This is a genomic window from Microcoleus sp. B5-D4 (assembly GCF_036705145.1).
GTDB lineage: Bacteria > Cyanobacteriota > Cyanobacteriia > Cyanobacteriales > Microcoleaceae > Microcoleus.
This window is the reverse complement of sequence record NZ_JAUBTV010000010.1, coordinates 114616-138363: the sequence shown is the minus strand read 5'-3', so window position 1 is coordinate 138363 and position 23748 is coordinate 114616. Positions and strand designations below refer to the sequence as shown.

General features: G+C 46.1%; 20 protein-coding genes, 3 tRNA genes and 1 rRNA gene. 13 read left to right on the top strand and 11 right to left on the bottom strand.

All coding sequences use genetic code 11. The features are described from left to right. Positions 1–309: ribosomal RNA gene (locus QUB10_RS07580) — 16S ribosomal RNA — on the bottom strand; the annotation flags it as partial. A gap of 496 nt (positions 310–805) precedes the next feature. On the opposite strand from QUB10_RS07580, the gene QUB10_RS07575 reads away from it, so the two are divergent. The 4 genes from QUB10_RS07575 (at position 806) to QUB10_RS07560 (ending at position 4878) form a co-directional block, all read left to right on the top strand. Then, entirely contained in the window at positions 806–2062 is a 1257-nt protein-coding gene (locus QUB10_RS07575) for an ABC transporter substrate-binding protein (protein ID WP_333200936.1), read from the top strand. Between the two features lie 163 nt (positions 2063–2225). Then, the gene (locus QUB10_RS07570; RefSeq protein ID WP_333200934.1) at positions 2226–3176 is read left to right on the top strand and encodes a branched-chain amino acid ABC transporter permease; all 951 of its coding nucleotides are present in this window, start codon (positions 2226–2228) and stop codon (positions 3174–3176) included. Between the two features lie 151 nt (positions 3177–3327). Beyond that, the gene (locus QUB10_RS07565) at positions 3328–3897 is read left to right on the top strand and encodes a GNAT family N-acetyltransferase (protein ID WP_333200932.1); all 570 of its coding nucleotides are present in this window, start codon (positions 3328–3330) and stop codon (positions 3895–3897) included. Between the two features lie 45 nt (positions 3898–3942). After that, positions 3943–4878: a branched-chain amino acid ABC transporter permease gene (locus tag QUB10_RS07560; RefSeq protein ID WP_333200930.1), complete on the top strand. Its 936-nt coding sequence runs from the start codon at positions 3943–3945 to the stop codon at positions 4876–4878. 46 nt (positions 4879–4924) lie between these two features. Here the strand turns inward: QUB10_RS07560 and QUB10_RS07555 are convergent, their stop codons facing one another. Beyond that, positions 4925–5227, bottom strand: a complete 303-nt coding sequence (locus QUB10_RS07555) for a 2Fe-2S iron-sulfur cluster-binding protein (RefSeq protein WP_333200928.1) — start codon at positions 5225–5227, stop codon at positions 4925–4927. A gap of 553 nt (positions 5228–5780) precedes the next feature. On the opposite strand from QUB10_RS07555, the gene QUB10_RS07550 reads away from it, so the two are divergent. Beyond that, positions 5781–6914 (top strand): class I SAM-dependent methyltransferase, encoded by a 1134-nt coding sequence (locus QUB10_RS07550; protein ID WP_333200926.1) that lies wholly within the window; start codon positions 5781–5783, stop codon positions 6912–6914. Between the two features lie 321 nt (positions 6915–7235). Then, complete coding sequence (locus QUB10_RS07545) at positions 7236–8939, top strand: lipoxygenase family protein (RefSeq protein ID WP_333200924.1); 1704 nt, start codon at positions 7236–7238, stop codon at positions 8937–8939. A gap of 126 nt (positions 8940–9065) precedes the next feature. Here QUB10_RS07545 and QUB10_RS07540 read toward each other — a convergent pair whose 3' ends face one another. The 5 genes from QUB10_RS07540 to QUB10_RS07520 form a co-directional block, all read right to left on the bottom strand. Next, on the bottom strand, positions 9066–10217 hold the full coding sequence (locus tag QUB10_RS07540; RefSeq protein WP_333200922.1) for a fatty acid desaturase: 1152 nt from the start codon (positions 10215–10217) through the stop codon (positions 9066–9068). 321 nt (positions 10218–10538) lie between these two features. Then, positions 10539–11804 (bottom strand): glutamate-5-semialdehyde dehydrogenase, encoded by a 1266-nt coding sequence (locus tag QUB10_RS07535; protein ID WP_333200920.1) that lies wholly within the window; start codon positions 11802–11804, stop codon positions 10539–10541. Positions 11805–11808: 4 nt separating this feature from the next. After that, positions 11809–12213, bottom strand: a complete 405-nt coding sequence (locus tag QUB10_RS07530) for a hypothetical protein (RefSeq protein WP_333200918.1) — start codon at positions 12211–12213, stop codon at positions 11809–11811. A gap of 66 nt (positions 12214–12279) precedes the next feature. Beyond that, positions 12280–12495, bottom strand: a complete 216-nt coding sequence (locus QUB10_RS07525; RefSeq protein ID WP_333200916.1) for a hypothetical protein — start codon at positions 12493–12495, stop codon at positions 12280–12282. Further along, positions 12466–12537 (bottom strand) — tRNA-Gly (locus QUB10_RS07520). The genes QUB10_RS07525 and QUB10_RS07520 overlap by 30 nt, the downstream gene beginning before the upstream one ends. Positions 12538–12755: 218 nt before the next feature. On the opposite strand from QUB10_RS07520, the gene QUB10_RS07515 reads away from it, so the two are divergent. Continuing rightward, the gene (locus tag QUB10_RS07515) at positions 12756–12896 is read left to right on the top strand and encodes a hypothetical protein (protein WP_172188980.1); all 141 of its coding nucleotides are present in this window, start codon (positions 12756–12758) and stop codon (positions 12894–12896) included. A gap of 35 nt (positions 12897–12931) precedes the next feature. Here the strand turns inward: QUB10_RS07515 and QUB10_RS07510 are convergent, their stop codons facing one another. Continuing rightward, positions 12932–13162 (bottom strand): hypothetical protein, encoded by a 231-nt coding sequence (locus tag QUB10_RS07510; protein WP_333200914.1) that lies wholly within the window; start codon positions 13160–13162, stop codon positions 12932–12934. A gap of 23 nt (positions 13163–13185) precedes the next feature. On the opposite strand from QUB10_RS07510, the gene QUB10_RS07505 reads away from it, so the two are divergent. The 3 genes from QUB10_RS07505 (at position 13186) to QUB10_RS07495 (ending at position 15430) form a co-directional block, all read left to right on the top strand. Further along, complete coding sequence (locus QUB10_RS07505) at positions 13186–15006, top strand: ABC transporter ATP-binding protein (protein ID WP_333200913.1); 1821 nt, start codon at positions 13186–13188, stop codon at positions 15004–15006. Positions 15007–15203: 197 nt separating this feature from the next. Then, a tRNA-Tyr gene (locus tag QUB10_RS07500) sits at positions 15204–15285 on the top strand. A 73-nt stretch (positions 15286–15358) separates the two neighbouring features. After that, a tRNA-Thr gene (locus QUB10_RS07495) sits at positions 15359–15430 on the top strand. A gap of 29 nt (positions 15431–15459) precedes the next feature. On the opposite strand, the gene QUB10_RS07490 is transcribed toward QUB10_RS07495, so the two are convergent. The 3 genes from QUB10_RS07490 to QUB10_RS07480 all read right to left on the bottom strand — a co-directional run bounded on the left by QUB10_RS07490 (position 15460) and on the right by QUB10_RS07480 (position 18502). Beyond that, positions 15460–15663 carry a hypothetical protein gene (locus QUB10_RS07490; RefSeq protein WP_333200911.1) on the bottom strand — a complete coding sequence of 68 codons (204 nt, stop codon included), beginning with the start codon at positions 15661–15663 and terminating at the stop codon, positions 15460–15462. A gap of 8 nt (positions 15664–15671) precedes the next feature. Further along, complete coding sequence (locus tag QUB10_RS07485; RefSeq protein WP_333200909.1) at positions 15672–15833, bottom strand: hypothetical protein; 162 nt, start codon at positions 15831–15833, stop codon at positions 15672–15674. A 110-nt stretch (positions 15834–15943) separates the two neighbouring features. Continuing rightward, a complete protein-coding gene (locus QUB10_RS07480) occupies positions 15944–18502 on the bottom strand; it encodes a PhoD-like phosphatase (RefSeq protein ID WP_333200908.1) in 2559 nt (852 codons plus the stop codon). 145 nt (positions 18503–18647) lie between these two features. On the opposite strand from QUB10_RS07480, the gene QUB10_RS07475 reads away from it, so the two are divergent. The 3 genes from QUB10_RS07475 to QUB10_RS07465 form a co-directional block, all read left to right on the top strand. Then, positions 18648–20810, top strand: a complete 2163-nt coding sequence (locus QUB10_RS07475) for a CBS domain-containing protein (protein ID WP_333200905.1) — start codon at positions 18648–18650, stop codon at positions 20808–20810. Between the two features lie 1316 nt (positions 20811–22126). Beyond that, a complete protein-coding gene (gene bchL / locus QUB10_RS07470; RefSeq protein ID WP_006634709.1) occupies positions 22127–22993 on the top strand; it encodes a ferredoxin:protochlorophyllide reductase (ATP-dependent) iron-sulfur ATP-binding protein in 867 nt (288 codons plus the stop codon). Positions 22994–23027: 34 nt separating this feature from the next. After that, the coding region (locus QUB10_RS07465; protein WP_333200903.1) for a DUF5331 domain-containing protein at positions 23028–23748 on the top strand (721 nt) is incomplete at its 3' end.

The window sequence follows — 23748 nt, the reverse complement described above, 5'->3', positions numbered from 1 at the left end:
GGAGTCTGGGCCGTGTCTCAGTCCCAGTGTGGCTGATCGTCCTCTCAGACCAGCTACCGATCGTCGCCTTGGTGGGCCTTTACCCCCCCAACTAGCTAATCGGACGCGAGCTCATCTTCAGGCTATAAATATTTTCCCTTTCGGTACATCGGGGCTTAGCAGTCGTTTCCAACTGTTGTCTCCGTCCTGAAGGCAGATTCTCACGCGTTACTCACCCGTCCGCCACTAAGTATTTCTACTCCGTTCGACTTGCATGTGTTAAGCAGACCGCCAGCGTTCATCCTGAGCCAGGATCAAACTCTCCGTGTTGGATTGTTTTTTTTGGCTTACGTCAAGTTCTTTCTACTCAGCACAAATGCTGGTTTTTTTCCCTTGACTTTTTTCTCGTTGTTTGCGATATTGAGTATCAGCGATGCTTTTACTCTCTATCTTAATTTTTTGACGAGGTTAATAGTGCTTTAAGCTTTCAAACTATTCTTTTTTCTAGGTTCAGTTTTTTGCCTTTCTTCGCACCTTTAGTTCGTGGTTCAGTGAACCGCTTCCCTTCTGGCGCTTTATTAATGTATCAACTCTCCCCAGAGTTGTCAAGCGTTTTGTGAAAATATTTTTGACTTTTTTTTGAACCTATACACACCAAGGGTTTGAGCTGTTGATTTCCGATCCGGCCTCCGCTGGCTGACTCCTCTTTCCGGGAAGGGGTCTTTTTTTTGGGCAAGATGGGACTTTTGAGGGGAGTATCTACCGCGCATGGGTAGAATATCTCTACGTGTAGCTGTTTTATATATAGATGTTCGATCGCCCGCTCATGAAAAAACCTGCCCCTCGCCCTAGTGCCTTGTTCGTTACCTGCGCTTCACTGCTGCTGGCTTGCAGTCAGACGAACACTCCCCAAACCTCTACTACAGCATCTCCGGCGACTTCGCCATCTCCCGGTGCTTCCCCAGAGGGTTCGCCTGGGGGGAGTTCCAACACTATATCTATAGGTATTGGGGTGGCCCAAACTAGCAATGTGGCTTTACTGGGTCAGGAACAGGTGGCTGGCGCGAAAATTGCTGAGAAGTATTTCAACGATAAGGGCGGTGTGGATGGGACGCCGATTAGACTGGTGTTCCAAGATACCGGTGGAGATGAACAAGGGACGATCAATGCCTTCAATACTCTGATCAATCAGGATAAGGTGGTGGGGATTGTGGGGCCAACTCTCTCGCAACAAGCTTTTAGTGCAGATCCGATCGCCGATCGAGCAAAAGTTCCCGTACTCGGACCCTCCAACACCGCTAAAGGCATTCCCCAGATTGGCGATTATGTGGCCAGAGTCTCCGCGCCTGTGGCCGTGGTAGCACCTAATGCGGTGAAAGCTGCACTGAAGCAAAATCCCAATATTAAGAAAGTAGCCGTGTTTTTTGCTCAGAATGATGCTTTTAGCAAATCTGAGACTGAAACTTTTCAGACAACGGTTAAAGATATGGGGCTGGAATTGGCAACAATCCAAAAATTCTTGACTACTGATACAGATTTCCAATCTCAAGCTACTAACGCAATAAATGTCAACCCCGATTTGATAATTATTTCCGGGTTGGCCGCCGATGGAGGCAATTTAATTAAGCAATTGCGGGAGTTGGGATACAAAGGCGTTATCATTGGGGGCAACGGTCTGAATACTTCTAATGTATTTCCTGTTTGCAAGGCTCTTTGCGATGGGGTTTTGATTGCCCAAGCCTACAGCCCGGAATATGAAAATGAAGTTAATAAGGCTTTTCGCAATGCTTATCGCGCTCAATTCAAGAAGGAACCGCCTCAATTTAGCGCACAAGCTTTTACTGGCGTACAAGTTTTTGTTGAGTCATTAAAGGCCATTAATGCTAAGTCTAAGGTTAGCGAAAAGCCGTTGGCAGAGTTGCGTACAAATTTGAATCAGCAGTTGTTGGGTGGTAAGTACGATACGCCTTTGGGGGAAATTTCTTTTACGCCTGAAGGTGAGATTAATCAGAAAGAGTTTTATGTGGCACGGATTAAGATGGAGGCTGATGGCAATAGTGGTAAGTTTGAGTTTTTGAAATGAGGGCACGACACGGATTTTGACACGGATACACGGATGAGTTATTGAGTGTGAGTGTGAGGTTAACCCCGCTGCCCCCCAAGGGGGGAAGTCAGAAGTCAGAGTAAAAATTGTATGCTGTTGGTTTTTGAATGATTTAATGTTGATGCCGAATCTCTAACTGGTGATGGACTTAACTCTGTTTTTGCAACAATTTTTGAATGGTTTGTCGATCGGCAGCGTGTATGCTATTTTTGCCCTGGGATACACGCTGGTCTTTTCTATTTTGGGAATTATTAATTTTGCTCACGGTGCAGTATTTACTTTGGGTGCTTATTTTACATATGCGCTGATGGGAGGTGCTTTCGGTTTTAATGGGTTGTGGGCTAATGCTCGAATTCCCGTGCAGTTGCCTTTTGCTGTGGCATTAATTTTGGGAAGTGTCATGGCTGGTTTGGTAGGAGTAATTGTTGAACGAATTGCTTTTTTACCTTTGCGCCGCCGACTCTCTGATCCTCTGCTGACGGTGGTTTCTAGTTTGGGTGTGGCGGTGGCGATCGCCAATATCATCCAATATCTTGTAGGTGCGGAGATTTACACCTTTCCTGCTAACACTTACGGCTATTTGCCTGCTGCGATTAACTTCGGTACAGCGGATAAACCGATTCCAATTCGGACTGTTCAAATAGTAATTTTTGCGGTATCAGTTGCGATTGTGGCTGTCTTAACTTACTTAATAAATTTCACTAAGTTTGGCAAAGCAATGCAGGCGGTGGCTGAAGATGCTACTACTTCTAGTTTGTTGGGGATTGATACCGATCGATACATTGTATTGACGTTTTTTGTGAGTAGTTTTCTGGCTGGTTTGGCGGGGAGTTTGGTGGGTTCTAGTGTGAGTATTGCTGGGCCGTACTTTGGTATTGCTTTTGGTTTGAAGGGTTTGGCGGTGATTGTGCTTGGGGGGTTGGGGAGTATTCCTGGGGCGGTTTTGGGTGGGTTTATGATTGGTTTGGTTGAGGCTTTTGTGCCTGGTGATTTTTCGGCTTATAAGGATGCTGTTGCTTTTGCCATATTGTTTATTATGTTATTGGTTAGACCGCAGGGTTTGTTTGGACGGCGTTTGATTCAGAAAGTCTAGGCTGATTTGCAGGACATATCGTAAGCCAAGACGGTTTTGAAAAGGGAAAACGGGTTTCCAGCAAAGACTATAGCTAAACCAGCCCTTATCCACTGTTGTGGAGTTTTATATACTTACCTATAAAACTTATTCATACCTCAGAGGCAGTTTGATGACTTCGGAAGTTTCATTAATAGTAAGCGATCGCCTTTTTTTGCGATTAGCCAATCAAGAGGATATCTGCAAAATAATTAAATTTTACAGAGACAATCAAAGGTTTTTTACTCCCTGGCACCGACAGTGGGCGGAGGAATTTTTAACGGAAAGTTATTGGGAAAAACAAGTAGAGAAAGATTTCCAAGGCTTTAAATCAGACAGATCTTTAAAGCTATGGATTTTTGAGAAGGATAATCCTGAGTATATTGTCGGTAACGTTAATTTTGATAATTTTGTACGAGGTGCCGGTCATTTCTGCTTTTTGGGATATAATCTGGCAGAAGCGAAACAAAGTAAAGGTTATATGACAGAAGCTGTGAGAATTGCAATTCAATATGTTTTTGAAGAGTTAAATTTACATCGCGTTATGGCAAATTATATGCCTCACAATCAGCGTAGCTGTAATCTACTTAAAAGATTGGGATTTGTGGTGGAAGGTTACGCTAGAGACTATTTGTTGATAAATGGTCGGTGGGAAGACCATATTCAGACTAGCTTAATAAATCCCAATTGGAAACCAAGCTAACCCGATTTTCCTTAATAACTTCTAATCTAAAATATCTAAAATCAAATGGCTACCTTTTTTACTACTTATGGGTTTCTCATTGTCTCGATGTTGCTGGGTGCAATGTTGGGAATGTCGCTGTATTTGCCTCTAATGACTGGTCAGTTGTCTCTGGCTAGCCCGGGTTTTTATGCGTTGGGTGGGTATATTGCGGCGATTTTGTCTACGACAGTGTTGAAGCAGACAGGGGGTTTATTTCCACTGCCATTGTTGTTAGTGGAGATGATAATTGCAGGGGTTGTTTCGGGGTTGCTGGGGATTTTGGTGGGCATTCCGGCGCTGCGGTTAAGTGGGATTTATTTGGCGATCGCAACTATTGCTTTTGTGGAAATTTTGCGGGTTTTATCGCTGAATCTCGATATTACTGGCGGGGCTGTGGGCATTTTTGGGATTCCACAACCGTTTGCGACGCCGATCGAGTATTTGTGGATTGTACTACCTTTACTTTTGGTAAGTATGGCGATTGTCTATCGGCTGGAACGGATTCGGGTAGGTCGGGCTTTTGCGGCGATTCGGGCTGATGAGTTGGCGGCTGATGCGATCGGCATTAACCCAACTTTTTATAAGGTTTTGGCTTTCACGTTAGGTGCTGTTTTAGCTGGGGTTGTGGGTGCAGTTAGCGCCCATTTCCTTAATACTTGGAACGCGCGTCAAGGGACTTTTGATGCTAGTATTATTTACTTGACTTCTGTATTGATTGGTGGTAGCAGAACGTTTCTGGGAGCAGTTTTGGGTGGGATGGTGTTTACTGCTTTGCCGGAGGTTTTGAGGGGAATGGCGACTATTCAGGGATTGCCGGTTTGGTTGGCGCAATTTCTGCGGGATGGGCGGTTAATTATTTTTGGGTTGCTGATTGTTTTGGGGACAATCTTTTTTCCGCAAGGTTTGGTTACGCCGGAGTTGTTGAAGAGATGGAGGAAGGGCGATCGCGGTTCTGTTTAAAATTGGAGTGTTGGTTATGATGGCTACCAGTCACCCGCTTTAACGTCTAGCCCAAAAGAGCGATCGCCAGTCGGCGCAAAATCACCTTGCCGCCCGCAATCTGCGTCTGACAAGCCAGCCTAATTTCGGGATCTAAACGCAATTTTTTGGCAAGTTCCTCTTCCGGCGAAGTGCGCGGGGAGCAAAATTCCAAACCTTCGACAATCAATACGCGACAAGTCGAGCACCGGGCGCTACCGCCGCAGATGTGGGTGTGGGGAATGCCGACACGCAGGGAAGATTCCAGAATTATATCGTCGTCGTCTATCTTGATCGAGCGATCGTCCGGCAGATAGTGAATCTGTGGCATATGTGGCGCGTCTAGCTAATTAGCGAGGAATCTCGCGGACATCTGTTATTGCAGCGAACCTTTATGCAAACCCGGTTTCTCGGCATTTTTTCTGTATCCCCTGATTCCTTAACTATAAGTCGCGATCGGCATTTGCTTCTCATTTCGTCAGCTCAAGCGCCCAACTGACACCAGTTTAAAAAAAGAAAGCAACTCTAGGCAATAGTCCAACTCTTAGCTCATCATTCATTCTCAATTCTAAAATCTCAAATGGTATAACTGAGCACTAAAACCGCCATCGCACCGTGAAAGTACCCCCATTCAAGCTGTGGAGTTAATCTAAAATCCAAAATCTAAAATCTAAAATGGACTGACATAATTCTTAATAAAATTAAGATCGCCCAAAGCCCTATAAATCCGTTATCAAATCCCCTTCAACAGCCATATATTTTTAGGATTTTGGGGAGGTAAGCTGTGAAAACCTGACTTGGCAATAGTTTCAGCTTTTTTGCTCTCTAACAACCACCCAATTTTCGTGAGATAGAATAGCAGCATCTTTAAAACCAGTATAACCATGAGTTCATCAACAGCCCTACAAAGCATCGAAAACCACATTCCACTCGTAGGAAATATCCATACCAAAAGTCCGATCGCCTACGGAGCAACCCGCCTCGCAGTCAGTGCAGTTAACACGGTGCAAATGGCAGTAGCAGAGTCTTACATCAACGGATTAGAAGTCCCAGATTCAGTATTGCGATCGCTTTTTGATACCTGTATGCCCGTCTTTTTTAAGCATTTCCCGTCCCTGCTTGCACCCTACGAATGGGTACTAACAGAAACAGACCATACAGCCGAAGGGTCACGGGATTTAATGAAGATTCAGTACGACTTACCTCAAGCCATGCTGAATCCGATGTTAGGCGACGGGAAACTCATTTATCCTAAATACAGCATGGGGTTGTGGGAAAAAGGAGCCGCCAACCTTGAACAATCGCAAATGCAGATGATTGATGATGTGATTGAAAAGCTAGAGATTCAAGATGGTGACAATATTTTAGACTTTGGCTGCGGTTGGGGTTGTGTTCCTAATTACATTCTTTCCAAATTCCCCAATGTCACCTTTACGGGGGTTAACTTGAGCCATCGCCAATGCGAGTATATGCGTCAGAAGATGCAAGACCCCGAAAGCTACCTTAGTTCAGGTCGATTTACCCTCTATGAAGGTGATTTGAACGACGCTCAATTCGAGACCAAATTTGACAAAATTCTCTCGATCGGAGTTTTTTGTCATGTAGGCAATTTAACCAAAGCTTTCCAAAAGCTCGCATCTTTCCTCAAAGATAACGGCCGCGTTTTGATTCATATCATCACAGTTCGCATCCCCAACAATATGTCCAGCGTTTTCACCCACAAATACGTTTTTCCCCACGGTCGTTACTGGAAATACGATGCCGTTCCCAGCCACAACAAAGACCTCAAAACCATAAAAAACTGGTATCTCAACGGATACAATTACTCTACAACCTTAACTAATTGGCTGAAAAACTTTGACGATTCTCAGGCAATAGTCAAAGATTTAGACTACGGTATGGACTATGCCAAATTTCGTCGCATCTGGCGGTTTTACTTGATTTGGTTTGTGTCTAATTTCGCAAGTTGCGACGGCGAATATAACGGCAACGGTCAATATTTAATGGTTCGTGCATAACCGCTAATCAGTAGACCCCGCTCAAAAAACCTAACACCCCGAACCCCGACATCTCAAAGAAGTCGGGGTTCTTGAGTGCGAGCTACTTATCGGGAGAATGAAACCTTTCAACCTAGATTTAGGGCGATCGAGAAGTGTTGCCTTCTTTTGAGGAATTTTTCTGAGTTTAAAAAAATCCGGAATAAGATTATTGCTCGGTGAATAAGACCTATATCAAGCGTGAGCCTGCACAATACTTTTTAAATTCCATCCTCGATCAGTAGTGATGATCTGCGATATTTTACTACAAAAAGAGAGTTGATTTATACAATGGTAGACAAAATGAAACCTTCTCTTCCTCAAGACGACCCGAACCAAGAACAGCGCCAAGATTCCTTGAATCGTCAGCAACAAGCTTATCAGTTTGACCATGACAGTTTATCACCTTTGGCATTATTGAAAGATCTGCCACCAGTCGAGAACTTTTCGAGCAAGTATATTGGAGAGCGGATACTAGCAACATCGGAACTTCCCGGAAATATGCTGGCGGCCGATTCGAGAAGTTTTCTCGATCCTCTCGACGAGCTCCAAGACTATGAAGATTTCTTTACTCTGCTGCCGCTACCTGCTGTTGCCAAAATCTACCAAACCGATCGCTCTTTTGCAGAACAGCGCCTGTCTGGAGCAAATCCGATGGTGCTTCGTTTGTTAGATGCCGGCGATCCTCGGGCGCAAACACTGGCACAAATTTCCAGCTTTCACCCATTATTCGATCTGGGCCAAGAGTTGCAACAAAAAAACATTTACATTGCCGATTATACGGGTAGCGACCAACACTATCGCGCGCCTTCAAAAATTGGAGGCGGCAGCTATGAAAAAGGCAGAAAATTCTTGCCGAAACCGCGAGCTTTTTTCGCTTGGCGGTGGACGGGAATTCGCGATCGCGGTGAACTGGTGCCGATCGCCATTCAACTAGATCCGACGCCAAATAGCCATCTTTACACCCCGTTCGATCCTCCTGTGGATTGGCTGTTTGCGAAACTCTGCGTGCAAGTAGCAGATGCCAATCACCACGAAATGAGTTCGCATTTAGGTCGAACTCATCTGGTGATGGAACCAATTGCGATCGTCACCGCCCGACAGTTGGCTAAAAATCACCCCCTTAGCCTGCTGCTGAAACCGCACTTTCGGTTTATGTTGACTAACAACGAGCTGGCGCGTTCTTATTTGATCGCTCCGGGCGGGCCAGTCGATGACTTGCTAAGCGGTAGCTTGCCAGAGACAATGGAAATAGCTAGAGAGGCTTGCAGCAACTGGAGTCTGGATCAATTTGCCTTCCCAACCGAACTGAAAAATCGGGGCATGGACGATCCAAATCAACTGCCTCACTATCCTTACCGAGATGATGGATTACTGCTGTGGGATGCGATCGAAACCTTTGTATGTGGCTATCTCAAATTCTTTTACCCGACAAATGAAGCACTCGTCCAAGATGTGGAACTGCAAACTTGGGCCCAAGAATTAGCCTCGAATGAGGGCGGTAAAGTCAAAGGAATGCCCAGCAAAATCGACACAGTTGAACAATTAATTAAAATTGTCACAACCATAATTTTTACCTGCGGCCCGCAGCATTCAGCAGTCAATTTTCCCCAGTATGAATACATGAGTTTTGCTGCCAATATGCCCTTGGCAGCATACCGGGACATTCCCAAAATTAATGCTTCTGGGACTCTCGAAGTGATTACGGAAAAGGACATTTTACGGTTGCTTCCTCCGTACAAGCGAGCGGCTGAACAACTGAAAATTATGTTTATTTTGTCAGCTTATCGATATGACCGTTTAGGTTATTACGATAAATCTTTCCAAGAACTCTACCGGATGAGCTTCGATGAAGTTTTTGAGGGAACGCCGATCCAACTTTTGGCCAGACAGTTCCAGCAAAATTTGAATATGGCAGAACAAAGGATTGATGCCAACAATCAAAAACGAGTAATCCCTTATTTTGCTCTCAAGCCTTCGTTGGTGCTAAATAGTATCAGTATGTAGAATTAAAAATTCAGCACGATATCTCAAAGTAAGGTGTGCAGTGCACACCTTACTCTGTATTAGTCGTTAGCGTCGGTTTCTAGTTGTAGTCTGGGGGGAAATTGTGAGAGTAACCAGTGTATTTAGCTATGGCAAAGGTGTTACAGCAGAATTATCAAGAGGGCAATTTACCGAAGTTTCCCCTAAATAATCAGTTAACGTAACTTCATCTTTGTAATGCCGAGGAGTTTTCATTAACAATTGCCAAGCTTCACCAGCATCCAGTAAATTCATCCGCCCAGGATAGTGAGTTTGGATCAACTCTTGAACCAAAGGGTAATAGTCTGAGTTAAGACTAGGGAAAATATGATGCTCCGTGTGATATGAAAAATTGAAATGCAACAGATCAACTATTTTAGGAACCCGTATTGAAAGACTATTAATCAGCGGGTCATTAACACTTGTCATCCGGCAAACCAGATGATTCGTGTAGATATAAAACATGATTCCTGAATGACCAATGGCTAGCGGGAGAAAATAGCCCAAAGCGAGTTTTAGGGGATGAAAGCCTAAATAGAATAAGATGCTAAAATGCAAGCATAAAATTCCGATAAACTCAAGGGCAATTGTCCACCTATCCCGAACACTGACTGTAAAAGCAGCCGGCACATAATCAACAGACTTATTATTAAACAACAGGATCGAAGAGAGGTTGGAAAAATTATGAAATAACCACGAGCCTGCCATCCCTACTATGAAGAACCAAAATGGATTGAAGTCAAGAGATGGTACAAAGAAATTTTGAATCCATTTTCCCCAAGTATTAGGCTGTTCGTAGAGGTAATTGCGATCGGGATCTCCTAAAGAATTTGTTTTACTGTGATGTACAAGGTTATGAAGAGATTTCCACTGAGTCGGGGGCATAAACAACATTGCGAACCCGAGAAAACTAATGAGATCAGTCAGGCGAGACTTTTTCTGCACACTACCGTGCATGAAATCATGGGAGATAAATGATAAAGCTATTACACTATTACCCATAATCAAAGCTAAAGGTAAATAAAGCCATAAGAGATATACAGGCCAATGATCTAGACGAGCGGCAATTCCCCAACCCAGTAGCAAAATGCCCATATTAATGAACAGTATAACCAACTTACTACCATCGGGTGTAAAGGCTTCTGATGGCAGAAGTGGGCGCAATTTCTTAGCGTATACTGAGTGTGGAATTAGCGTTTCTTCGCCTAAAATCGGCGTTGCCGCCTTGTCTAGAGTATGGAGTAATTTTTCTGATTTCATGTTATCGCTAAGAGTATTTTCATGTGACTTAATAAGTTTCTAAATTTAATTAGATCCCGTACCCGATTTTAGATTGAACCCACACATAAATCCGGCGGCTTATTGTTAGGATGCGGAGATTTTCTCGGTCTCCACTGCGGCTATCCGGGAGCTTGTGATCAAATTGCTTTATATCAAGGCTGCCTGATTGTTCTACCCAGATATTATTGTATCCTATAAAAATATTTTTGGAACAACTATTAAAGGCTTACGCATCGATAATAGTCTCCCAATTTTCAGTTGGGTTTAATCCCAATAACCAATCCTAAATAACCTATAAGATTAAAAAAGTCCGTTTCCCTGAACAATTTCTTTAATTGTCGTCAGCGTATCTAACCCGATCAATCCTCGCCGATAACCTTTTTGGTTGGACATTCCCAAAAATATCGCATCTCCCCGATTTTGATAACGCCAAAACCGAGGTGAGGCATTAATAAAAGTTGAGGCGCTGTTAACATCCAGAGCAAATTGGCGACTTTCTAAGTAAGATTCAGTGGCGATGCAGTCAGCGTGGCCGCTGCTGTAGCGGTTGATCCAGCCGATCGCAATCTCTAAACTATCGACAACTTTAAACGCTATGGTTTTGTTTAAATACGGTTGAGTCCACTCGTATGGTTCCGCCAGCTTCAACTCTGGGAAATCTGCGACAAGATCCGCATCGGCGCTAATTTGAAAGCCTTTTTCTTTTAAACTGTTCCAAAGCCTGACTAAGGAAGAAGGCTTTTGGTTGCGATCGATCAGCACTTTCTCGATCGCATTAACAGGATCTGGCACGCTTTGATGGCTGTCCAAAATCATCCACCTTGCCATCTCCAAACTACCAGTCGGCGACCAATAAAGGTAGCAATTTCCCATTGCCGACCTCAAAACTGGTGCTGTGCACAGCCTTACCACCTGCTGCACCAAACTTGGTCTACCGTAGGGAATAATTAAATTGAGATATTGGTCTTGAGTGACCAATTCTCGGATCGAAGCGCCCCGATCCGGCGGCAGTACCTGCAAACATCCCGATGGCAAACCTACCTCATCGATCGCCGACACCAAAGCTTCCCCAATTACAGCATTAGTTTGCCAGCTTTCGCTGCCGCCTTTTAGAATCAAACTGTTAGCGCTTTTGAGAGACAAACCTGCGGCGATCGCCCCCAACTCGGGAAACGCCTCGTAAATTAGAGCGATCGCCCCCAGTGGCAGGGACTGACAGTACACCTGACAGCGATCGACCTGATAAGAAGCATTGATCACCCTGCCGATCGGATCTGGCATTTCCCCCAACCGTTGCAGAATTTGCACAGTTGTCTTGATCCGTTCCGGCGTCAGCTTCAGCCACTCCACAATCAACTCGGGAATCGCCATGTCCCGACTCGCTTCTAGATCCAGAGTATTTGCTTCTAAAATGTCATTTTGCCGGCGTTTCAGCGAGCCCGCCATCGCCTGCAAACCTGCCGCGCGATCCGCACTCTTTGTCGCAGCCAACTCCAAAGAAGCTTGATAAGCGCGACGCGCGACATTTGCGGCATCTGATGAATGGGTAAAATCCTCTATTATCATCTAGCTAACGCCTGTAAGCGAGCCATACCATCAGCGCCGGCAGCATGGCTAGCAGCACGGCGACCATTGCCCACAGAATAATATTCGGGCCCGGCGAGTGTAGCGCCAAGGGCAACCAAATCACTAGCGGCACCAATATCATACCCAAAGCCAGTGGCAAGTAATGAGCCTTCAAACCCGGATGGGCTCTGTTCCACTGGTTCCCTGTCCACCGCCAAGCCTGCTTGTAAGGATAGTTCGTTGATAGTTGCTCGATGACGTGTCCGCTTTCCTCCAATACAAATATTTGCTGACAGCGGTTGCAGCCAAAGGCTTCTGTCAACGTTATCGGCACGAGACGACCCCGGCGCCGGCAAGGACAGGGGTATTCATCGTTTAAGTCAATTTTTGGAGCTTTTTGAGATGGCACGAGCGATCGGATAAAAAAAGCGTTTTTGCAAAAATAATCGTTAACATATCCACTTAATCAAACTTGTCAATTCCGCCATAGCGAGGCTTTCAACTGCTGTTCCGAGATCTCGCCCGATCGGCAATTTTGACTTGCAAGTTCTGCATTCAATCTTACCACTAACTTAGGTATTTTCAACCATCCTTCATTAGGAGGATACTGAAAACTTTCTTGATCTACTTTCCGGTTTTCGTGATTTTTTTTATCTTCTAAAGCGGGTGACGCGATTCGAACGCGCGACATTCACCTTGGCAAGGTGACGCTCTACCACTGAGCTACACCCGCATTTCCTGCGGTATTAACAATATTGTCTCACTTCTCGAAATTTGTCAAGTCTTTTTAGTAAGTTTTTTTCACAAATCCCGTAAACCCCCCGAAACCCACTCCCCACCTGCAATTTCAGCAGCCCGATCATTAACCAAATCAGTAATTGCCGTGAAAATTGACCGCCATCGGCCCACGGCAAAGCTACAATCAAGCTGGAATTGTGGGAGAACACTGTCATGTCAGATTTAAATCGCGGAATCATGAAGTTCAAGGGAGCTGACAGTCCTATAGCGATCGCCATTTCGGCGATTGTCATTGCCGGCGGAATCGGCTTCTTGATCTGGTGGGCATTGCAATCAGCCTACACCTTCAGCTAAAAGACTACTCAAACGTAAAACTTATAAGGCATTGCTCAGAAGGCAGAATTTAAGAAAAATTCTGTCTTTTGCATTTTTTTGCCCTTAGTCTTGAATTTATTGCCCAGGAATGCCGATCGATTGCTGACGATCGAATGATTGCCATAAATCACCCGATCGGGCGAGTCGCTAGCATGAGCCGAGATGAATCCCCGATCGACTACTTTTGTAGTACACTTGTAAACAAAGCGCGCCGAGAGCGCAATTTTAGATGCAAGTGTTTGCAAGGGTTGTATCTCAACAAGAATTTATGGCAAGCTTTCAGGACATCTTCAAATACTACAGTCGCTACTGGAAAAGCTCAGTTTACAGCATAGGCGCATCCAGCATTTTGGCACTAGCCGATTTGCTTGTACCTTACGCGATCGGTCAAATATTAAACGTATTGTCGGGTCAAGCTACAGATACAGTAACGCAAAAACTCATAACAGCGATCGCCTCTGTTACCCAGAACTCACCCAACAAAATATTATCGCTATCCGTCTTGCTGGGCATAATTTTTGTGGTAACAGTAGCCAAAGCACCGATCGAACCTTGGGTAGGAAATTGGTTTCACTGGGCGATACCATTGAGGGCGAGGCGCGATCGAATGAGAAGTGCGATCGGCAAAATCCTCACCTTACCCCTAGAATTCTACGACGAAAACAACGCCGGACGGATTGCCAGCCGCATTGCCAAAGGCATCGCCAACCATACTTGGACTTACCCAGAAATTGCTGGCGAATTCATCCCCGAAGTCGTCCGCTTAATCGGCATTTTTGCCGTTATCTGCTTAATTGAGTGGCGGATTGGCTTATTAATTTTGGTTTCATTCCTATTTATCCTCAGTTTCACCCTCAAAGGCCTGCAACAGGTGACTACGCGGGAAGAAATTCTCGATGAATACATCGAAGATACCGAAAGCCGCAACTCGGAAATTATCACCAACATCAAAACAGTCAAAGCTTTTGCCACAGAAAGCGATGAACTCAAAAGGCAAACCACCAGACTCGATCGCGAATTAAAAGTCGTGATCCACCGCATTCACAAAGGATACGTCACCCTGGGGACATACCAGCAGACAATCGTCCAGTTGTGTTTGTTTTCAGTTCTTGGTTTTAACCTAGCAGCCACGGTTGCAGGCAAAATTTCCATCGGATATTTTGTTACCGTTTACACGTTGGCAAGCATGGCATATTCGCAACTGCGTCCGATTAGCATTATCGCCGAATCATTGGCGAGGCGTTATTCTTCAATGATCCGGTTCCACGAGTTTATGCAAACGCCAGACGGTGTGGATGCGGTTAATTTAGCAGAAAATGCTCGATCGGCACAGCCACCTTATAAATTTACCGGCAAAGTTGAGTTCAGCGGTTTGACCTTCGGGTACGACAGTCAAAAACCAGTTTTGCAGGATGTGAATTTATTGATTCATCCCCGACAAACTGTAGCATTAGTCGGGCGATCGGGTTCCGGAAAATCGACTTTAGTTAAACTTCTGTTTCGCTACTTTGAACCCAACTCCGGCCGCATTCTGATCGACGGCGAAAACATTTGCAGCTTAGACGTGACTCGCTACCGCCAGCGTTTAGCGATTGTCCACCAAGAAGTAGACGTTTTTAACGGTACTTTGCTGGAAAATTTGACTTACGGAAACCGAAATGCAACTTTCGAGCAAGTTGAGGATGCTTGTCGCATTGCCAAAGTAGACGATTTTGTGCGGCTGTTGCCCCAAGGTTACTATACCGTGGTCGGGGAGAGAGGAATGCGGTTGTCCGGCGGTCAGCGGCAGCGATTGGGGATTGCGAGGGCGCTCTTGGTGGAGCCGGATGTGTTAATTTTTGATGAGGCTACTTCTAGTTTGGACTATGAAAGCGAGCGATCGATCCAGATAGCCATGCGAAATATCCTCGGTACTCGCACCACCATAATTATTGCCCACCGACTGAGTACAATTCGCGAAGCCGATGCGATCGTCGTACTCGACGGCGGTAGAATCGTCGAAGTTGGCAGCCACGAAGAACTTTTGAGTCAACAAGGTATTTACCGTCGCCTCCACTCCCTGCAAGAAACCGGGGAATTAGTGAAGTAGGGATTTGGGCTAAGTCTAGACTTAGGGTGCTCCGGGCGGACACCCAGCCTAGACGTAGCAATGCACACCTGAAACAGTGTTCAATTTTCCCCTTTGCCCCTAACTCACTTATGTGTTCTCCCCTTAATGATTAGAGTTTCAAATATAATGTTGCAAATAAAGATTCTGGTGCTAGGATGTATAACTGTGATGGCAATGGGTCGATGCCCGAGCGGTTAATGGGGGCGGACTGTAAATCCGCTGGCTACGCCTACGCTAGTTCAAATCTAGCTCGGCCCACCTCAATTTAATAAAAAGTTAAAATTTAAGAATTAAAAATTAATTTTTTAATTGGAGGTTCTTAATTTTTTATGCCCGTGTAACTCAGTGGTAGAGTACCTCCTTGGTAAGGAGGAAGTCACGAGTTCAAATCTCGTCACGGGCTTGCTATTCTCTCCTAGATCCATCAAGGGTTTAACGTTCATTGCACAGCAAGAAGGTTAGTTTTCCGCTCAACTTTCGTGCTGATGGTTTTCTAATATGTCCCAAACAACTTCCATATTTGCCAAGTCCGCCCTCGACTTTTTGCGTCTGGCTTTTAACTGATTTAGCAAGTCGGCTGGCTATGGAAATTCTGCGACTCCCCACAAGAAAACTTATTCTTTGTGGAACAGGCATCTTGCCTGTTAAGCGAGAATGGTGAAACATCTCAGTTCCAACTGAGATATTGCACCATTCTCAATTACTTTTTTAGGAACAGGCAAGATGCCTGTTCCACAATAAAATTTATCTGTTGTGGAACGGGCATCTTGCCCGTTCTTGAGAATGATGAAACATCTCAGTTCCAACCGAATTTAGCTATGAGACTGGGGTTTCAACCCCCGGCGGACACGGCCACAAACTCAACACAATATTGTACCCATATCCAAATCCCCGACTTCTTCAAGAAATCGTGAATCTAATCATCCTCATCCAATCCCAGTGGCACAAAATATTGACTGTAAACCACACTATCCGGCTCCCAAAGAGGCCGCCAATAAACATTTTGCATCACCGCTTTCTCCCCATCACCCTCAGCAGGCCACTGAAAACTGACGATCGCAATATTGCTATATCCCACAATCTCATCACCCTCTTGCAGCCAGCGATTGCGCCACAACAGCGATATAAAATTCCACAACCTACGCAGAAATGACAATTGTTTATTTTTATGCGATCTATCTGACGCAGTTCCCTTTTCTAGCAGCAAAAATACCCGAGCTCTTTGCCGTTTAATCCAGTCAATCCGATAGCCCCAATCAGGCAGAGATTGTCTATTTCTGAGACCAGCAGCCATAGCCTTCTTTCTGCCACCCCTCGAAATCTTCATTAATTCCAGCGGCTCATTCCATCCCAAACATTCGTGCGATCGCTCAGGAAACAGCGACTTAATCTTAGTATGAATTAAATGCGTTTTCCACTCCTCATTGATCAAAGCACTAGCAGTCAACTGCGCCAACACAGAATATTGACAATTTGACCGATAATTATCCCTCGTCAAAGGCTCAATATTCGGCCGAGAATCGCCAAAATGACAATCAGACCAATAACTCAGCCGCACAGCAGCAGCATAGTGAATATCCCCGCTCAACACAATCACCCGATCGCGCTGCTTAAAAAACTCCGACAACAGCTTTACAAAAGCTAACTCATGAAAATTCCAAGCATCCCCCGCATCACTATTAAAAACCTTCCCCTGTTCCACATCCCACTTTTGCACCGCATCAATAATCCACAAACCCACCAAATTGGTCGGCACGATTACCAGCGTCGCCTCAATCTCAAAATCCCCTGTTTTATTCAGCAAATCAGTCTCCCTCAAAGGTTTCTGAATTTGCTCCTCAAAACCTTTGTGAGTCAAAAGCATGGGTGGATCGATCGCGCTTTTCACCGGATACCCCCGCCAGTTGCGCGTATCCAGCACAATCACCTCGTGCTTAAAACTTCTCACAGTAAAATGCCAATTCAAAACCTCATTTACACCATCGTCATCTCTATCCAAAATAAAAACATCTTCATCTAATTTCAACTTAGGCAAATGAGTTTTCGGATCGAGTCCTGGAATTCCCAAATACAAAGCCGCCTCCTCCCAAGCAGAAACATCCGTACCAGCAGAAGCCGACCATTTTTCAGCAGCCTTGAATAATTTATTTCCCGGTTCTTCGCGATCGAACTGTGCAGGCGTATTGCCCCAAGCCTGAAACACAGCGTAAGCCAGCAAAGCATTCTGCACCACCCGCCGGCCCAGCGGCTTTCCCAGCACCCGGTAACACCACTCTCGATTCAAATAAAAATCGTCGCTAACATCATGGTCGTCGCAAATCATATAAGTAGGAATATTCGCTAGCGCCCTCCTCACTCTCCACAAATTGCGAGCAAAACCGTTAAGTTCAACAACTTCTCTATCCCAGACTTTTGCCTGCTTAGAAACTTGACAAATATCCTTACCCTTCGGAAAACTCGTACACCAGAGTACCGGCGACCAAACTAACAAATACATCGCATAATATTCGCCCAAGCTAAACAAGTGACTTTTAGCATTGTTGGGTTTATTCACCAACATCGCCGTAAACCCGCCAAAATCTCTGGCAACATCGCTGCGAGTCCCCGGCTGTAACTCAATTGGTTTTTTGGACTGATACTCAGCATCAGACGGTTTCTGAATTGGCGACTCTCTAAAAATTTCCCTCTCTTGGCCAACTGCATTTTCGTTTTCCGAATTTTTAGGTATACTGATACACAAATTCTTTTTTATTTGGGCATCATCCATCAGGGGTAGACTTTCTTCCCAGCCCAACAGTGTATCGCCAGCGTCAGTCAAGGCCCACAGCATGGCATCGGCAACGTCGTCGCCGTAAATTTGGTCGCCCGTTAAAAACAGTTGGTGGGGCCTGCTATTTGCTGTTCCTGCAAACTGTTCGATCGAATTATCCAAGATTGGCAGCGCATCTCTGCCGTCTCCGTGGGGCTTGCGACAAGAACCGTGAACGATACGCAAATAGTTTAAATCCTGCGGCGGCAGGGCAAAAGTGGGCAACTGGTGGGCGAAATAACTGATCGTCTCCAATCCCAAAGCCGATAAATCAGGGGACGGCGGCCACAGACAAGAAATGAGATTTTCTTTCTCATTTTCTGGGACTGCCACCCCCGATGGCGACTCGCGACTCCCAGTAAACTCGATGTCATAAGCATAAATTTGTCCGGATGTCAAGACATTGCTGTTAATTGGTTTAGCAGTCACCGCGACTACGTGCAGGTATTTGCCGAGCTGCACGGTAGAGTTGGCACCTTGCAGCAAGGGCAGCTCGACAATTTCGCCGGTTCCGCCCTCTGTCGAATAAACCTTGAGTTCGACTTGGCGGGGTGCTTTCAGAGCCAGCCAAACTGTCACGGCCCGACTTTCAGTCCGACGCAAAATCGGGCCCGCAAGGATAAGTGGCAAGTGATGAATTCGATGACTTAAGGGAGTCCACGACATAGGATTTAAAAAATAAAAATTAAATAAGAGTGTTCTAGCAATCAGATTTTAGGCGATCGAGCATCTGTCACCCGCTTAATTAATGCTAAGTCTGCCAACCCCAGTCTGCAAAATTGTAACAATTCATTAACTAAAATTAATAATCATGCTACAAGAAGAACAATTACAGCATTTCCTAGATTCAGCCCCGCAGTTGTCGGTAATTAAATCATCAGAACCCGCTGGACGACCTAACAGCCGGCCGCTCTACTCGTCACCTCTAGATCGGGCGATCGACCGCCACCCCCTCACCGTGGCTCCAGAAACCCCGATCGCCCAAGTGTTGGCTCTCATGAACCCCATGCGCGTCTCCTGTCAGCTTTGTGGCGAAAAACAAAACGCTGTTGCTAGTGCAGCCAAGCGCAGTTGCGTCTTAGTCGTCGAAGATAATCGGCCGATCGGCATTTTTACAGAACGGGATATCGTCAAGCTAACTACCGTCGCTGCTTGTACAGTCGGACTGACAATTGCTGACGTAATGACTCGATCGCCCATTACCCTCAAACAATCCGAGTCTCAAGATATTTTCACAGCTATGTTCATGTTGCGCCAGCACTCCATCCGGCATTTGCCCGTAGTGGACGAGGACTCGCGACTTCTGGGCATCATCACCCGCGAAGCCATTCACGAAGCCCTGCAACCGATTAACTTGCTAACCAATTTGCGCTGTGCAGCAGATGTCATGACGCACCAAGTGATTTCTGCCACAACAACTGCCTCAGCCCTCGATTTAGCCCAGCTCATGGTCAAGCATCGAGTTAGTTCCGTCGTCATTGTCAAAGAGCAAACTCAGCATCCCGATCGGGCGATCGCACCAACACAAAATTACCAAATTCCGATCGGCATTGTCACCGAGCGCGACATCGTGCAGTTTCACGCCCTCGAACTCAACCTCTCGGAAATCCCGGCTGCAAGGGCCATGAGTGCGCCTTTATTTTGCATATCTCCGGCCGATTCCCTCTGGAGTGTCCACCAGTCCATGCAGCGCCACTGCGTCCGCCGTTTGGTAGTAGTTGGCAGCCAGGGAGAGCTTTTGGGCGTTGTGTCTCAGACAAATTTGCCACAAGTTTTTAACCAATCTGAAATGTATGGGACGATCGAGTTGCTACAACAAGCAGTGGACGATCGAGCCACCCAATTGCAGAAAGCCAACGAACTTTTGCAGCAAGAAATTTTAGAGCGGCAGCGGGCCCAAGAAGCCCTGCGCCAAGCTCACGACGACTTAAAAAAACAAGTTGAAGAACGCACCGCTCAACTTTTAGAATCAAATGAATTGTTGAGACGGGATATTATCAAGCGCCAGCGAGTCGAAGAAGTGCTGCGGCGAAAGCAGACTTGCTTGAAAAATCAAGCGCAGCAATTAGAGCAAACTGTGCGAAAGTTGCAGCAAACTCAAAGTCAATTGGTGCAAACCGAAAAAATGTCTTCTTTGGGACAAATGATTGCCGGTATCGCTCACGAAATTAACAATCCTGTTAATTTTATCTACGGCAACCTTTCCCATGCCAGCCACTACATCAAAGAATTGCTCCAACTTTTGCAACTTTACCAGCAGCACTATCCCGAACCAGCCTCGGAAATTCGGGAAGCAGCCGCAGAGATGGAAGTCGATTTTTTGGTAGAAGACTTATCTAAGCTAGTGTCTTCTATGCAAGTAGGAACCGAGCGCATCCGCCAAATAGTTGTGTCGATGCGTAATTTTTCGCGATCGGATCAATCTAACATCAAGCTCGTTGACATTCACGACGGACTCGAAACCACTTTGTTGATTTTGCAGCACCGGCTCAAAGCCCACGGCGCACATCCAACTATCGAGATTATTAAAGAATACGGCAATTTGCCCCACATCGAGTGCTGTGCCGGTCAGATAAATCAGGTGTTCATGAATATTATCGGCAATGCTATTGATGCTTTGGATGAAGAAATCCAGAAAGGGGAATGGGCGACGAGAAATGCGAAAAATTCACCTCCGTCAAATCCTAATTCTCCATTGACTGTTCCCACAATTACAATTCGTACTGAAGTTGTTGGCGGCGATTTTGTGGCGATCCGCATTTCCGACAACGGGCGGGGCATACCGGAGGAGATTCGCCGCCAATTATTTGACCCGTTTTTTACTACCAAACCAGTCGGCAAGGGCACTGGGTTGGGACTGTCGATTTCTTACCATTTAGTCGTCGAACAGCACGGGGGGCGGCTCGACTGCGTTTCGGAAGCTGGACGGGGCACTGAATTTGCGATCGAGATTCCGATCGTCAGTTGTCATTAGTCAGCAGCCATAGGATTTTCGATTTTCGATTTTCGATTTTCGATTGAAGAATTGGAAATGACTGATGAAGCTCGTGGTTTGGATCGCGGGTCTACAGTTGCATTCTTTTTTTCAACTGGTATCCGTAGTCATGGGGAAGACTTGATTTTCTCCCAATCCCCCACTCTCCCAATCCACTCCCCCACTCTCCGACTCACTCCCCCACTCTCCGACTCCCCACCATTGCCTAAAAATTCACAATTTTTTACAAAACACCAGAAACCCCAGCAAAGTCAATCTTTCCCTATCTCAAATCTCAAATCTCAAATCTCAAATCCCATAACTTTGCCCTCCCCTGACCCAACTGATCCGAACTCACTTCGAGTTTGCCTCATCCACTAGCGCCTTTAGGACCGTTCCACTTACCCGCACAAGCCATCAACTGCCTGCATCCTAGCCCCAAAGCCAAAAGCCCAGATTGTTTGAGAAGTTAATTTTTGTTTTATTTTTGTACCTCTTTATATTAAGAAAGTATTCTAAAATTTATTTAAAATCTAAAAATAATCTAAAAATAGATTTTTATATCAAAAAACCAGCTAAGATTCCCAAAGATGCAAAATAAACAAATTTACTAGCATTTTCATTTAGACGCCCCCTTTCTTTTCATCGCAAGTTAGCTAATAATGCTTTCAACGAGGTCAGTAACTCAGGGCTAAAGCCACTGAGCTTGTAAGAGCGATCGAGCAAGCTGTACTGACCAGCCTAAGCCTTAACTGGCTACGTTATTTAGGTCACGACACCCTGGGATGCGAAGCTAGTCCCTTGCTCTGTCGCTAGTAGTTAAACAGCCTTAAAGTCACTGAGGCAGTGCTGCCAGCCTAACAAGCCTCTATAACATTGGCGAAGCTAACATTACCCCGCAAGGGAGATCGAGGCAACCATACCTCACCAGAGGGGCAACCATACCCCTCTACCCCGCAAGGGGATTCAAAGCGATTGAAATCGCCGGGTCGTTTTCCTCTCAGGACTAAAGTCTCTGAGCTTCCCACTTACCGAGCTTTTTTGTGACTAAGGGCCGAGTCCAAAATTGGCGTAACCCAAAAACGGATACAAGCCCCAAACAAAAGTCGTCGAGATCGAAAATTTTAGTTAGAGAGAAGCCCCAGATTCATCTGTGGAGTCCATTCTTTCATCTCAAATCTGAAATCTCAAATCGACTGACAGTAAGGGAATTGCAATTGGGCTATTGCAATTGGGCTATTGCAATTGGGCGATCGAAAAAAAGCATGAAAACCCAGCCCTCATCGTTTTGATAGAAACCTATAGGAGAACCAAGAGTGAAACTAGCAGTTTACGGAAAAGGTGGAATTGGTAAATCAACAACAAGCTGCAACATCTCCGTTGCCCTAGCCAAACGCGGCAAGAAAGTTTTGCAAATCGGTTGCGATCCAAAGCACGACAGCACATTTACCCTCACTGGCTTCTTAATCCCCACAATTATTGACACCCTTCAGCAAAAGGACTATCACTACGAAGACGTTTGGCCCGAAGATGTCATCTACAAAGGCTACGGCGGCGTTGACTGCGTAGAAGCAGGCGGCCCTCCCGCAGGAGCTGGCTGCGGCGGCTATGTAGTCGGTGAAACCGTCAAACTGCTCAAAGAACTCAATGCCTTCGACGAATACGACATCATCCTGTTCGACGTACTCGGTGACGTAGTGTGCGGCGGTTTTGCAGCCCCATTGAACTACGCCGATTACTGCATGATTGTTACCGACAACGGGTTCGACGCTTTATTTGCAGCCAACCGCATCGCCGCCTCAGTCCGCGAAAAAGCCCGCACTCACCCGTTGCGGCTCGCTGGTTTAATTGGCAACCGCACCTCAAAACGCGACTTGATCGACAAGTACATTGACTCTGTACCCATGCCGGTGCTGGAAGTGCTGCCCCTGATTGAAGACATCCGCGTTTCTCGCGTCAAAGGCAAAACATTGTTTGAGATGGCCGAAAGCGATCCTTCCCTCAACTATGTCTGCGATTACTACCTCAACATCGCTGACCAGATTTTGGCAATGCCCGAAGGAGTAGTGCCCAACGACACGCCCGATCGCGAATTATTCGCCTTACTTTCAGATTTTTATCTAAATCCAGTGCAACCGGTGGTCAAGAAGGAGGAAGATGAGCTAGACCTGATGATGGTTTAATAGGTCTAGCGATCAGGATGAGGATAAAGAGGTTATGGCTTTTTTTGATACTTTTTCAGTTGCTCTCAAACAGAAGTGGTTGGACTACTACCAGGTAAATCGGGCTTGGCTGCTCCTGCACATGACGGCTGACAACACGGTCGCCACACCCGACGGCGGGAAAAGGCCTGTTTCTTACCTCATCCTGGGAATTGCGGCTGCCCTGGAGCCGGAACTCCAGCAATTAATGCTGCCCTTCTCAAAACTCAAGCCGGATGCAGACAGCCTGATCGAAGTGTTGGGGCTAAATTTTGACCCGGACATCGCGCTGGGTATGCCCTTAAATATCGTGCCGCAGACGATCGGCACATCTCCAACACCCGCAGCAGCTCAAACTGCAACTACTGCACCCGCAGCGGTTCAAACTGCCACTGCTGCACCCGCAGCAGCTCAAACTGCCACTACTGCACCCGCAGCAGCTCAAACTGCAACTGCTGTACCCGCAGCAGCTCAAACTGCAACTGCTGCACCCGCTGATGCCAAATCTAATAAATTGGGCGGTGCGGCCTTAGCAGCCGCCGGAGTAGTCGCCGGAGTCGCCGGAGCAGCAGGTCTGGCAGCTGCAGCGTCAGCACTGAGCTCAGAGGAGGAATCCTTCGATGAGTTTGAGGAAGAAGCGGTCTCCGACTTCGACATGGGCGATGACGAGGAAGAAGCGGTCTCCGACTTCGACATGGACGATGACGAGGAAGAAGCGGTCTCCGACTTCGACATGG